This is a genomic window from Azospirillum sp. B510 (assembly GCF_000010725.1).
In the GTDB taxonomy this organism is placed as follows: Bacteria; Pseudomonadota; Alphaproteobacteria; order Azospirillales; family Azospirillaceae; genus Azospirillum; species Azospirillum lipoferum_B.
The window spans coordinates 1,173,311-1,184,880 of the sequence record NC_013854.1 but is presented as its reverse complement, the minus strand read 5'-3'; the positions used below and the strand labels follow the sequence as shown (position 1 = coordinate 1,184,880).

Below are 11,570 nucleotides of genomic sequence, written 5' to 3'. Positions count from 1 at the left end.
GATACGGCGCGTTGGGCCTTGGGAAAAGCGAGCGCGCAAAATAATACCAAAGCCGGCCCTTGTCACCTGAGGGATGTTGCGCCGCGGCGTGCGTTTCCGCATGCCGGATTGGCGCGCGACGCGGGTTGGGTGTATCAGTCGGACTCCGCGTCGAAAGTCGAAAAGCGCCCAAATTCGCAAGCCCGCCCCAAATCCGGAATTCTGCCATGAGCGACGTGACGATCTATCACAACCCGCGATGCAGCAAGTCGCGCGAGACGCTGGAGCTTCTGCGCTCCCGCGGTGTCGAGCCGACGGTGGTCGAGTATCTGAAGACCCCGCCCGGCGCGGCGGAGCTGTCGGCCATCCTCGCCAAGCTGGGCAAGGCGCCGCGTGACATCACCCGCGCCAAGGAGGCGGCGGAGGCCGGCATCGCCAAGGATCTCGACGGCGTGGCGCTGATCACCGCCCTGTCCGCCCATCCGGCCGCCATCGAGCGCCCGATCGTGGTCAAGGGCGACCGCGCCCGCGTCGGCCGCCCACCGGAGTCGGTTCTGGACCTGCTCTGACCCTTTCATCCTGACCGGAGCCAGCCGCCCGTGACCTCCAAACACACCGCCGCCACCGCCGCCGCCGAACTGTCGACGATCCGCGATTTCCTGCGCTACGGCGTCAGCCGCTTCAACGAGGCCGACCTCGATTACGGCCACGGCACCAGCTCCGCCTTCGACGAGGCGGTCTTCCTGGTGCTGGAGACGCTGCATCTGCCGGTCGACCAGCTCGACCCCTATATCGACGCCCGGCTGACCGCGGCGGAGCGCGAGGCGGTGGCCGGCATCCTCCATGCCCGCATCGACACCCGCAAGCCGGCGCCCTATCTGCTGAACAAGGCCTATATCCAGGGTATCCCCTTCTATGTCGACGAACGGGTGATCGTCCCGCGTTCCTACATCGGCGAACTGCTGTTCTCCGACCTGTTCGGCGGCGACGACTTCACCATCGTCGAGGATCCGACCTCGGTCGAGCGGGTGCTGGACCTGTGCACCGGCTCAGGCTGCCTCGCCATCCTCGCCGCCCGCATCTTCCCCGAGGCCCAGGTCGACGCGGTCGACCTGTCGCCCGACGCGCTGGAGGTGGCGAAGCGCAACGTCGCCGACAGCGGGTTCGAGGACCGCATCACCCTGCATCAGGGCGACCTGTTCGCGCCACTGAAGACGCGCAAATACGACGTCATCATCACCAACCCGCCCTATGTCGACGCCGAGGCGATGGGCGCCCTGCCGCCGGAATTCCGCGCCGAGCCCGAGATGGCGCTGGCCGGCGGCGACGACGGGCTGGACATCGTCCGCCGCATCCTGAAGGAGGCGCCCAAGCATCTGACGCCAGAGGGCGGCCTGCTCTGCGAATTCGGCACCGGCCGCGAGATCCTGGAAGCCGACTATCCCCATCTCGACTTCCTGTGGCTGGAGACCGCAAACAGCTTCGGCGAGGTGTTCTGGCTGACGCGCGACCAGCTGAAGGCCGGCAAGTGAGCGGATCGCCAACGGCCTCGGGCGCCCTCACCTGACCTTCCTGCGGGAACCCCTCCCCCGCCCGCCGGTTGTCCTCTCACGATGCCGCGCCGCAGCAGACGCCTGAGAGGACAACCGCCATGACCGACAGCCGCCACACCATGATCAAGACCCTGGGCATCGCCGCGCTGGCGTTGGGCGGGCTGGCCGTCGCCAACAGGCTGGCGGCGCGGGCGGCCGAACGCCGCTATCCGCCGGACGGGCGCTTCGTCACCGTCGATGGCGTCCGTCTGCATTACAAGGAGGGCGGATCGCCGCTCACAGATAGCGCCGCAACAGGATGCTGCCGCCCTGGTGCGGAAGCCGGGGATGCCAGGGGATGGCGGCGCGGCCGATCTCCTCGAACCCCTCGCCGGCATAGAGGCGGCGGGCCGCGTCATTGTCGGCCCAGACATGCAGGGTGACGCGGTCGAAGCCGCCGGTGCGCGCCCGCTCGTAGAACCAGCCGAGCAGCCGACCGGCGATGCCCTGGCGCCGCAGAGCCGGATCGACCGCCAGCGCCGACAGGAAATAGCTGCCCCAGTCCAGGGTTTGGGAGAATTCGGCCATATGGGCAACCCGGTTGGGCGGCAGGCCGCTGTAATCCTCCGTCCGGATCCAGTCGGTGGGGTAGCCATGGGCGATGCCGACCACCCGTCCATCCAGTTCGGCGACCCCGCTCTGCCGATGCGACAGCGACCCGCTGCGCCCGGCCAGCCCGGGCATCAAAATCTCCGCCGCCGTCATCCCCGGCATCAGCCCGTCAAGCAGGAAGTCGTAGACGCCGCCCCCGGCGATGTCGATCAGCCGGGCGAGCTCATAGGCGTCGTCGGCATCGGCCGGGCGCAGGCGGAGACGGTCGTCGTTCGGGACAGCGGTCACGATGGAAACCTTCGGTCGGCAAAGCGTCTTCCTAGAGAAGGCCCTCCCACCGCCGATTTCCAGCCCCTTTCGTCTCAGCCCCGCCCTTCGCCTCGAGCTTGATCGACCGAACGGTTGAGGTCATCGCGCAGCCGCAGCAGCGCGTCACGCAGCGACGCCAGCCCATCGGCGGAACAGCCGGCCGCGGCGGTGATCCGCGCCGGCAGGCATTCGGCCTTGCCGCGCAGAGCCACGCCGTCCGGGGTGAGACCGACCAGCACCAGCCGCTCGTCCTGCGGATCGCGGCTGCGGGTCAGCAGTCCCTGCCCCTCCATCCGCTTCAGCAGCGGGGTGAGCGTGCCGCTGTCCAGCCCGAGCCGCTCGCCCAGCAGCTTCATCGACTGCCCGTCCTCCTCCCACAGCAACAGCATGATCAGATATTGCGGGTAGGTCAGGCCCAACTCCTCCAGCAGCGGACGATAGACCCGGGTCATCGCCAGATGAGCCGAATAGAGCGCGAAGCAGGCCTGGTTGGAGAGCAGAAGCGGGTCGTCCTTGTCGGCTGCCATGATGTCTGAACCTTGGAAAACGGCCGGAGGCCGCCTGAGGAAAACGGCGAACGCCGCCGGGATGCCGCGCGTCGGTCGATCTTGCGTCCCCGCACAATCGCGCGCAACAGCCCGGCGGCGCAATGCCGAAAGCCGTTCGCCTCAGGCTATGCCTCCAGGCGGCGACATCAGGCGACGGTCGTGGTGACCGGGATGTTGCCCTTGGTGGCGTGGCTGTAGGGGCAGACCTTGTGGGCGCGGGCCAGCAGATCCTCGGCCGCCGCCTTGTCCATGCCCGGCAGCGAGACGACGAAATCGACCGTCAGGCCGAAGCCCTCGCCATCGTCGCGGGCGCCGATGCCGACGGTGGCGTTCACCGTCAGGTCGGCCGGGACGGCGATCTTGTCGCGGTTGCCGACGAACTTGATGGCGCCGATGAAGCAGGCGGAATAGCCGGCGGCGAACAGCTGCTCGGGGTTGGTGGCGCCGCCCTGGCCGCCCAGTTCCTTCGGCGCGGCCAGCGCGACCGACAGCAGCCCGTCCTCGCTGACGGCCTTGCCGTCACGGCCACCGGTGGCGGTCACCTTGGTCGAATACAGGGTCTTCATGGCATGTGCTCCTTCGTTGGATGGCGTTTGGTTTGCTTTCCAGGGCGGCGGGGCGAACCGGCGCCCGTCGATCTTGTGGAACGGAATATGGCGCACAATTCGATTGCGCGCAAGCATTTTTATCGCGCGCAATCGAATTGCGCGAAATTTATATGCCGGATGCGTACGCCTTGCCGCCTCCATCAGACCAGACGGCCGTGAAGAGCCGGCGCTTCCCGGCATTCCACCAGCCTGGCGCCGAGCACTGGGCGCAAGTTCCGCCCACGGCATCTTCAATGCGAGAAGACCGTCGCATTTCACATTTTTCCCAGAAAACCAGGGAATTTCCTCTATAAAAAGCTGTGCTCCGCATCGGGATACCCCCTTTCATGACACCGTCGCAAAACATTCTCGTTCGTGAGTTCCGTCAGATCCTCGTCTGGCCGTTCAGCCTGGAAGGCGGCCGAGCCACCGACCCGCGCGGCCTGCGGGAGGAAGCGGTAAAGGCATTGGCGGGCGGGGGCTGGACGGAGATCCCCCGCCTGCTCGACCATCTCGGAACGGCCGGGGATGGTCAGGGCGCCTATCAGGAGTTCGTCTATTTCCATCCCTTCGTCCGCGATTTCCTGTATGGCAAGAATGGCGAATCCGACGAGATCCGGCTGTTCCGCTGCACTGGCTGCGATCGGCTGGACGCGACGTTCGGCACCGATGCGGACGCTTTCACCGTCGAATTCCAGGTGGAGCGGGCCAACCTGTATCTGTTCGACGCCGGCATCGCCGTGCTGGCGCTGGAGCTCCGCAACAACGGCGGCATCATCGCCGCCGATGGCCCCCAGCCGATGCGGCTGCACCATGCCCAGACCATTCAGGAACGGCTGCGCCGCGCCTATCCGCCTTACTGGGATTCCGAAGGACGGGCTGGCTTGATGCCGACCTCGGTGCGCTGGCGGTGCCAGGACGGCCGATCCAGCCCCGGCCATGCGCCGCCGTCGCCGGCCGCCATGATCGGCCCGACAGTGGAACTCGGGGAACCGCCGCTGGCTGGGCATTGGGCGGCGCTGCTGAAACCGCTGCTGTCACGCGATCAGGTCCATATCCGTCAGGTGGTGGATGACCGCATCCCGCAGATGCTGTATCTGCGGGTGGATAACCCCGCCGAAATTTCCCGCGGCGATTGGGTGCGGCTGGCGAATTGCGACGAGCCCGGCGACCTGCCATGTCCCTACGCGGAGGATTTCCTAAGCGATTTCGAGACGCGCCATTGCTACGACCGCCATTGGATCACGAATGAGCGTGGCGGCGTGAATACCGCGCGCGCGTCGCGCTATCTGTTCTCCGGCTATGGCTTCGTCGCCGTCGGCGGTGAGGCGAACGGGTTTTTCAAGACCATCCTGCCGACCCATTTCCGCCGCCATTATTTCCAGTTGGCCTTGCTGGCCCAGTTCGAATATGCGGCGTTGCTGGCCGAATCCCACCGGCTGGCCGATGCGGAGACCCCCAAGGATGTCGAGCGGGGCCTGAAGCGCGTTCTCGATTTCACGCGGAAATACTGGTTCGTCGATGTGTCCAACCAGATCCAGGCGCGCGAGATGTACGCCTTGTGGCGCGGCAGCCTCAACACGAAGGCGCTGTACGACCAGGTGCGGGAGGAAGCCCGCGCCGCCGCCGAGTATCGGGACGCCACGGAAAGCCGCCAAGCCACGGAGGCCACCACCCGCCTGACCATCGCCGCGCTGCTGGTGGCGGTGCCGTCGCTTGCCACCGGGTTCCTGGGCATCAATCTGATCTCGTTCAGTAGTAAAAAGTTTGACGGCTGGCCGGCGGAGAGCCTGGATTGGGCGCTTCAGGCGTTAGGCGGCGCACTCGTGACCGTTGCGGTGTTGGCTGGGCTTGCCTGGACTTTGGCGGGGCTGTTTAAATCCGTGCGGGTGAGGTGGTTGGAACGGCGGCGGCGATGACGGAATTCGCCTTCTTCCTGGGCGGTCGCGATCTGGAGATGGTGGAGATCGCCCGGTTGATCCGCGATCATGCGCCCGATGCGCCGCTGTTCGACGCCGGGCTCGCCTGGGGGGCCAAGGCGTCGGACTACGCCGATGCCATCGCCGCCGCCGCCGCGTCGGGGCGCCGTCCGGTGCTGGTCGAATTGGCGGTGGACATGCCGCTGCCCGACGGCGCGCTGGTCGTCGATCACCATGGCGACGCGGCGGGGGCGGAGCAAGCGACCTCCCTGCACCGGATTTTCGCGCTGCTGGAACTGCCCGCCGCCGCCTGGACCCGGCGGATGGAGCTGGTGGCGGCCAACGACTGCGGCCACATCCGCGCCCTGCGGGCTGCTGGCGCCACCGAGGCGGAGATCGCCGCCATCCGCCGCGACGACCGCGCCGCCCAGGGCGTGACGGCGGAGATGGAGGCGGCGGGGGAACGCGCCGTCACCGCGCTGGAAACCATTCTGGACGGGCGCGCCCGTCTGGCCCGGCTGCCGCACGCGGCCTGCGCGGTGGTGACGGACCGCCTGGACCCCGATGACCCGCGCCCGCTGATCGTGCTGTCGCCGACGGAGGTCAACACCTATGGCCCTGGCGCGGTGATCGCGGCGCTTGACCGGGTCTTTCCCGGCGGCTGGCGCGGCGGCGCATTGCCCGCATATGGCTTTTGGGGCCACGCCAGTCCCCTGCCGGACGAAGCGGCGCTGTTGCATGCGGTGGCCGAGGGGCTGAAAAGGGCGTGATCGGCAGGCGATTGGTCCGGATCGAACCGCTTTCGATAGCGGAATGCCTGTGAACTGGGGCTACTACAACGACCAGACCTTCCAGGGCCGGTTTCAATCCGCTTCCCATAGCGGAACGCCTCCGAACTGCCGCCATATTCTCATTCATTGTATGGATCGGTTTGTTCCAATCCGCTTCCCATAGCGGAACGCCTCCGAACTCTACTAAGCCACCAACAAAAATATTTCAGAAAGTTCCAATCCGCTTCCCATAGCGGAACGCCTCCGAACTCCCCGATCACCGACCTGGAAGACCTGGAAGAAAGTTCCAATCCGCTTCCCATAGCGGAACGCCTCCGAACTCATTGTGGTAATTTTGTTTTTCAATGCCAGAGTTCCAATCCGCTTCCCATAGCGGAACGCCTCCGAACTTTCTAGAGAAGGGGCCGCGTTCGCTCCAGTCATCGTGTTCCAATCCGCTTCCCATAGCGGAACGCCTCCGAACCGAAACTGCTTCATGCGATCCGTCCGGGTTGGCTTACAAGTTTTAGTTCCAATCCGCTTCCCATAGCGGAACGCCTCCGAACTTACCTCCTGCAACTCATTGTCGCAACTGCCCCTTTCCCGCCCGTTTCCACAGGGCAGCGAAATCCATAAGGCATTTTGTCAAGGCGCTCCTTGGAAATAGATACGAAATAGCCATCAACTCATTTATACTAAACCATTTTCCGACTTTCCACGGGGTTCCCGCATGCCCGATCCCGCCGTCGGCCTTGGTTTGTTCGACCAAATCGTCCGGCTGGATCGGCTGGAGGCGGCGTGGGAGCGGGTGCTCGCCAACCAGGGCGGGGCCGGCGGTGATGGGATGACGGTGGAGGAGTTCTCCATCGATCTGCCGACCCGGCTGGTGCGGCTGCAACTGGCGTTGGCGCAAGGAACCTACCGGCCCGGCCGGCTGCGCCGCGTCGATGTCGCCAAGGAGGATGGCGGCACCCGACCGCTGGCGATCCCGCCGGTGGTGGACCGGGTGGCGCAGACCGCCGTCGCCCAGGTGCTGACCCCACTGCTCGATCCACGCATGCATGACGGCAGCTTCGCCTATCGTCCGGGCCGGTCGGTGGCGATGGCGGTGGCGCGGGTGGCCGAACACCGGCGCCAGGGCTTCGGCTGGGTGGTGGACGGCGACATCGAACGCTATTTCGAGCGGGTTCCCCATGAACGGATGATGGCCTGTCTCGCCCGCGTGATCGACGAGCCGCCTCTGCTCGACCTGATCGAGCTGTGGCTGGAAAGCTTTTCCGCCATGGGGCTGGGCCTGCCGCAGGGGGCACCGCTCAGCCCGCTGCTCGCCAACCTCTATCTGGATGACATCGACGACCGTATCGCCGCGCGCGGCGTCCGTCTGGTCCGCTTCGCCGACGATTTCCTGCTGATGTGCCGGGGCGAGGCGGCTGCCGAGGACGCGCGCGACCGCATGGCGGCGCTGCTGGCCGAACACGGGTTGCGGCTGCATCCCGACAAGACGCGCATCGTGCCGTTCGAACAGGGATTCCGCTTTCTGGGGCATCTGTTCGTCCGCTCCCTGGTGGTGCGCCCGGTCGATGGCGAGGAGGCCGCCGACCTGACCCCGGACGAGGCGCTGGTTCTGGCCCGCCATCCCGCCGCCACCCCCGATCCCGCACCCGACCAGGATGACGGCGAGGACCGCGCGCCCGGCCTGCGCGTGCTGTATGTCACCCGCCGGGGCCGCCGCCTGACCCGCCGCAACCAGTCCTTCGCGGTGACGGAGGATGGGGCGGAACTGCTGGCGATTCCGCCCGCCCGGCTCGACCGCATCGAACTGGGGCCGGGGTGCGAGGCCGATGACGACGTGCTGCGCCACGCTCTGGCCCATGGCGTCGATGTGGCGCTGGTCGATGGCTGGGGCGACAGCGTCGGCACGCTGGAACGCCCCGCCGGCCCGCGCGCCGGGCTGCATCTGGCCCAGGCGCGGCTGGCCATCGACCCGGCGGCCCGGCTCGATCTGGCGCGGCGCATCGTCGATGGCCGGCTGCGCAACCAGCGCGCCCTGTTGCGGCGGCTGAACCGCAAGCGGGCCGACGCCGACGTCACCGACGCCGCCCTGGCGTTGAACCGGCTGATCCGCAAGCTGCCGGTGGCCGAGGACGTTCCGGCCCTGATGGGGCTGGAAGGTGCCGCCGCAGCCGCCTATTGGCCGGCGTTGGGCCGCTGTCTGGAGCAGGGATGGCGGTTGGAGCGCCGCCGCCGCCGTCCGCCGCCCGATCCGGTCAATCTGGTGATCTCCTACCTGTCGGCCGTGTTGCACCGCGATCTCGCCGCCTTCGTCGTCCGCCACGGGCTGCATCCCGGCTTCGGCGCGCTGCACAGCGCCCGCGACGGCGCCCAGGCCTGCGTCTCCGATCTGATCGAGGAGTTCCGCGCGCCGCTGGTCGAGGGGCTGGCGGTGTATCTGTTCAACAACCGCATCCTGTCCCGCGCCGATTTCCTGACCACCGATCCCCCGGATGGCGATGCCCCGGACGGACAACCGGGCGCCGCCGTCTGCCGCATCCAGTCGGCGGGCCGCGACCGGCTGATCCGTGGCTATGAGGGGTGGCTTGACCGTGCGGTGAAAGGGCCGTCGGGGAAAAGGATGCTGTGGCGGCGGGTGATGCAGGCGCAGGTCGTCGCCTATGCCCGCCATGCCCTGGGCGAGGCACCCTATCGCCCCTTCATCCTGGATTATTGAGCGGCCCGGATCGTCGAACAGCGGAGCGAAAGGCGGCCAGCCATGCCGGCGGCGGAGATGCTGATGGTGTTCTGTTACGACGTGGCCGACGACAAGCGCCGCCGCCGCGTCGCCAAGGCGTTGGAGGATGCCGCCGTCCGCGTGCAGAAAAGCGTGTTCGAGGCCCGCATGACCGACCGCGCCGCCGCCCGCCTGGCCGAGCGGGTCGCCGCCCATCTGGCGCCGGGCGACAGCCTGCGCGTCTACGCCATCGGCGCGCACGGCCTGACCCGCTCCCGCAGCTATGGCGGCGCCCCGCTGGCCGAGCCGCAGGATTTCTACCTGCTGTAGGGCGGGATGACGGACGGCCGCTTTTGGTGGCGGAATGGCGCTGGACCAGATGATGAAGCGCTACCTACAGCGCATGTTGTTTCAATCCGCTTCCCAAAGCGGAACAGCGTTGAACCGAAGGGTTTCAAGTTCTTCCGCACGTCAAGCACGGTTTCAATCCGCTTCCCAAAGCGGAACAGCGTTGAACATACCCTTTGCAAGCCATTGGCGCAACGAGGGCAATTCCGACCGTTTTCCATAGGGTAGCAGATGGAGGCGTGATTTTTGTCAAGGGTATGGTCGAAACATTCCAAGATTCACGATAAGAATCCATGAATATCAACATTCTAATAAGTTTCCACAGGGTTCGGCGCTCCTTGTCCGGCGATTTCGGCATGGCTTGTGGCATCCCCGCTATGGCAAGGTCCGGCTATCGCGCGGGCTGCGGGTTTTGAGCGGGCGGAGATCGCGGAATGCGGGAGGAAGGCGACTCGGTGGCTGCGGATGAGGATCGGATCGCCGCCCGCTTGGCGGCGCCGATGGGCGTGGTCGGCTTGGCCGATCTGCCGCAGCGCTGGTTCCATGCCGAAATCGTGGCGCTCTGCCGTCCGCCGCGCGGATGGAGCGCCGGCGATCTGGTTGACGATCCCGCCTTTCCCGGACGGCTGCGCGGCGCCTGGGGGCGGCAGTTGCTGAACACGGCGTCACCAGCGGCGCGGCTGGGCGGCCCGTGTTCCTGGTCGCCGCCCTGCGCCTATGACCCGCTGTTCCGCGAGCATCCGGCCCTGAAGGGGATGGAGACGCCCAAGCCCTATGTCATCGCCGCCGATCCAGCGCCGGACTGCTTCGACCGGATGGCGCTGCGGCTGACCCTGTTCGGCTTCGCCACCGACTGGCTGGAAAGTGCCGCCGACGCCTGGATTCTGGCTCTGCGCGGCGGGGTGGCCATGCCCGACGGCCTGCATGCGGCGCTGGAACCGCTGGACCGCCGCATCACCGTTCACGAGGGGCTGTCCTTCTCCCCGCCGCCCGCCGCCGCCCGCCTGACCTTTATCACGCCGCTGTGCCTGCGGCGGGGCGGAGCGACGCATGGCGGCGTCGGGGCGCTGTTCAGCAGCCTGGGCAACCGGCTGTCCGGTCTGGCCCGCTGGCAGGACACGACGGTCGCCGCCGACTGGCGCGGCGTGAAGGACCATGCCGCCACGCTGCATATCGACGAGTCATCCCTGCGCCCGGTGGCGTGGCGACGCCATTCCGCCCGCCAGGGCGACACGCCGATCCGCATGGAGGGTCTGCGCGGCCCCGTCACCCTGAGTGGCGACCTCGCCCCGCTTTGGCCGCTGCTGACCCTGGGCGCGCTGACCCACGCCGGCAGCCACGCCGCCCAGGGATTGGGCCGCTACGCTTTGGAACCGCTGGCGGCCTGAGCGAGTGGCGTCGAGGGGCTGTCGCTTCGTCAACGTCGTCCATAAGAAGTTTCAGTCCGCTCCCCATAGCGGAACCTCCTCAAACTCGCGCTCCACATCTCCTTGTCATGCTGATCATTCTTCCCATTCTCTTCCACGGGGCGGCAGATACAACACCCCATTTTTCAAGCGGCCGCCCCGGAAATCGACATCAACGTCTTGGTCTTCCTTTGTTACCGGTGGGTTGATCATGTTCCACAGGGTCGCGCGACGCCTGGACGGGCGAGGTGTGATCCAGAGAGCGATCAAGGATGTTGCGCCCCGTCCTCACGCTGTCGGAGCGTAGCTTCTGATAGGTCTTCGGCCCGCCAGGTATGGTCAGCATCGGATGCGGCGGCTGGTTGATCCGCTCCCCCAAACGCGGGTCGAGCATGTGCGACAACGACTTGATTTCCTCGCAGTCGGCGAAGAGCCGTCCAAGAGCCTCCGTCATATAAGCTTCGAATGTCTCCAGGCACGCCCGAACATCGACCCCCTCGGCCTTCACGACATCGGCCCGAAACTGGCCATAGCCCAAGCTGCGCGCGTGGCCCAGCATATGACGCCGCTCGCCGCCCGGCTTCCCCAGCGTCACCGCCCACAGCAGCGCGCCAAGTTCGACCGCCGTCAAATTCCGGTAAAGGATGTCGCCGGCAAAGCGTATCCCCGCCGGCAGAAACCGAACGACACTCTCGACCGAGCTTTTCCCTCCCTTGGTCTCATCGAATAGCGGTAGGGCTTCAATCGCCCTGTTGCGCGCGGGATACCGTTTTCGCCCATTCAACCGCGTGTCGTCGTGGCTCCAGTCCATCGGCGTGCCGGGGCGCGCCCG

General features: G+C 66.8%; 11 protein-coding genes and 1 CRISPR repeat array. Of the genes, 7 read left to right on the top strand and 4 right to left on the bottom strand.

From position 1 onward, the window contains the following. Positions 1-206 precede the first annotated feature (206 nt). Together arsC and prmB are read left to right on the top strand one after the other, a co-directional pair. A complete protein-coding gene (gene arsC / locus AZL_RS05540; RefSeq protein ID WP_012973671.1) occupies positions 207-548 on the top strand; it encodes an arsenate reductase (glutaredoxin) in 342 nt (113 codons plus the stop codon). Between the two features lie 30 nt (positions 549-578). Continuing rightward, positions 579-1,511 carry a 50S ribosomal protein L3 N(5)-glutamine methyltransferase gene (gene prmB, locus AZL_RS05535; RefSeq protein ID WP_012973670.1) on the top strand — a complete coding sequence of 311 codons (933 nt, stop codon included), beginning with the start codon at positions 579-581 and terminating at the stop codon, positions 1,509-1,511. A gap of 297 nt (positions 1,512-1,808) precedes the next feature. Here the strand turns inward: prmB and AZL_RS05530 are convergent, their stop codons facing one another. The 3 genes from AZL_RS05530 to AZL_RS05520 all read right to left on the bottom strand — a co-directional run bounded on the left by AZL_RS05530 (position 1,809) and on the right by AZL_RS05520 (position 3,546). Next, entirely contained in the window at positions 1,809-2,411 is a 603-nt protein-coding gene (locus AZL_RS05530) for a GNAT family N-acetyltransferase (RefSeq protein WP_012973669.1), read from the bottom strand. 74 nt (positions 2,412-2,485) lie between these two features. Beyond that, positions 2,486-2,959, bottom strand: a complete 474-nt coding sequence (locus AZL_RS05525) for a MarR family winged helix-turn-helix transcriptional regulator (RefSeq protein ID WP_012973668.1) — start codon at positions 2,957-2,959, stop codon at positions 2,486-2,488. Between the two features lie 167 nt (positions 2,960-3,126). Next, a complete protein-coding gene (locus AZL_RS05520; RefSeq protein ID WP_012973667.1) occupies positions 3,127-3,546 on the bottom strand; it encodes an organic hydroperoxide resistance protein in 420 nt (139 codons plus the stop codon). Between the two features lie 368 nt (positions 3,547-3,914). Between AZL_RS05520 and AZL_RS05515 the strand changes: the two genes are divergently transcribed. From AZL_RS05515 to cas6, 5 genes are all read left to right on the top strand, one after another. Beyond that, on the top strand, positions 3,915-5,486 hold the full coding sequence (locus AZL_RS05515; protein WP_042442600.1) for a hypothetical protein: 1,572 nt from the start codon (positions 3,915-3,917) through the stop codon (positions 5,484-5,486). Further along, positions 5,483-6,256: a hypothetical protein gene (locus tag AZL_RS34040; RefSeq protein WP_052293634.1), complete on the top strand. Its 774-nt coding sequence runs from the start codon at positions 5,483-5,485 to the stop codon at positions 6,254-6,256. The genes AZL_RS05515 and AZL_RS34040 overlap by 4 nt, the downstream gene beginning before the upstream one ends. Positions 6,257-6,274: 18 nt before the next feature. Beyond that, positions 6,275-6,823: direct repeats of the CRISPR family, unit length 38 nt; unit sequence GTTCCAATCCGCTTCCCATAGCGGAACGCCTCCGAACT. A 163-nt stretch (positions 6,824-6,986) separates the two neighbouring features. Further along, positions 6,987-8,984 carry a CRISPR-associated endonuclease Cas1 gene (gene cas1 / locus AZL_RS05505; RefSeq protein WP_012973664.1) on the top strand — a complete coding sequence of 666 codons (1,998 nt, stop codon included), beginning with the start codon at positions 6,987-6,989 and terminating at the stop codon, positions 8,982-8,984. A 42-nt stretch (positions 8,985-9,026) separates the two neighbouring features. Continuing rightward, positions 9,027-9,314 (top strand): CRISPR-associated endonuclease Cas2, encoded by a 288-nt coding sequence (gene cas2, locus AZL_RS05500; RefSeq protein ID WP_012973663.1) that lies wholly within the window; start codon positions 9,027-9,029, stop codon positions 9,312-9,314. A gap of 452 nt (positions 9,315-9,766) precedes the next feature. Beyond that, complete coding sequence (gene cas6, locus AZL_RS05495) at positions 9,767-10,720, top strand: CRISPR system precrRNA processing endoribonuclease RAMP protein Cas6 (protein WP_012973662.1); 954 nt, start codon at positions 9,767-9,769, stop codon at positions 10,718-10,720. A gap of 190 nt (positions 10,721-10,910) precedes the next feature. Here the strand turns inward: cas6 and AZL_RS05490 are convergent, their stop codons facing one another. After that, the gene (locus AZL_RS05490) at positions 10,911-11,549 is read right to left on the bottom strand and encodes a hypothetical protein (RefSeq protein ID WP_012973661.1); all 639 of its coding nucleotides are present in this window, start codon (positions 11,547-11,549) and stop codon (positions 10,911-10,913) included. Between the last annotated feature and the right edge of the window lie 21 nt (positions 11,550-11,570).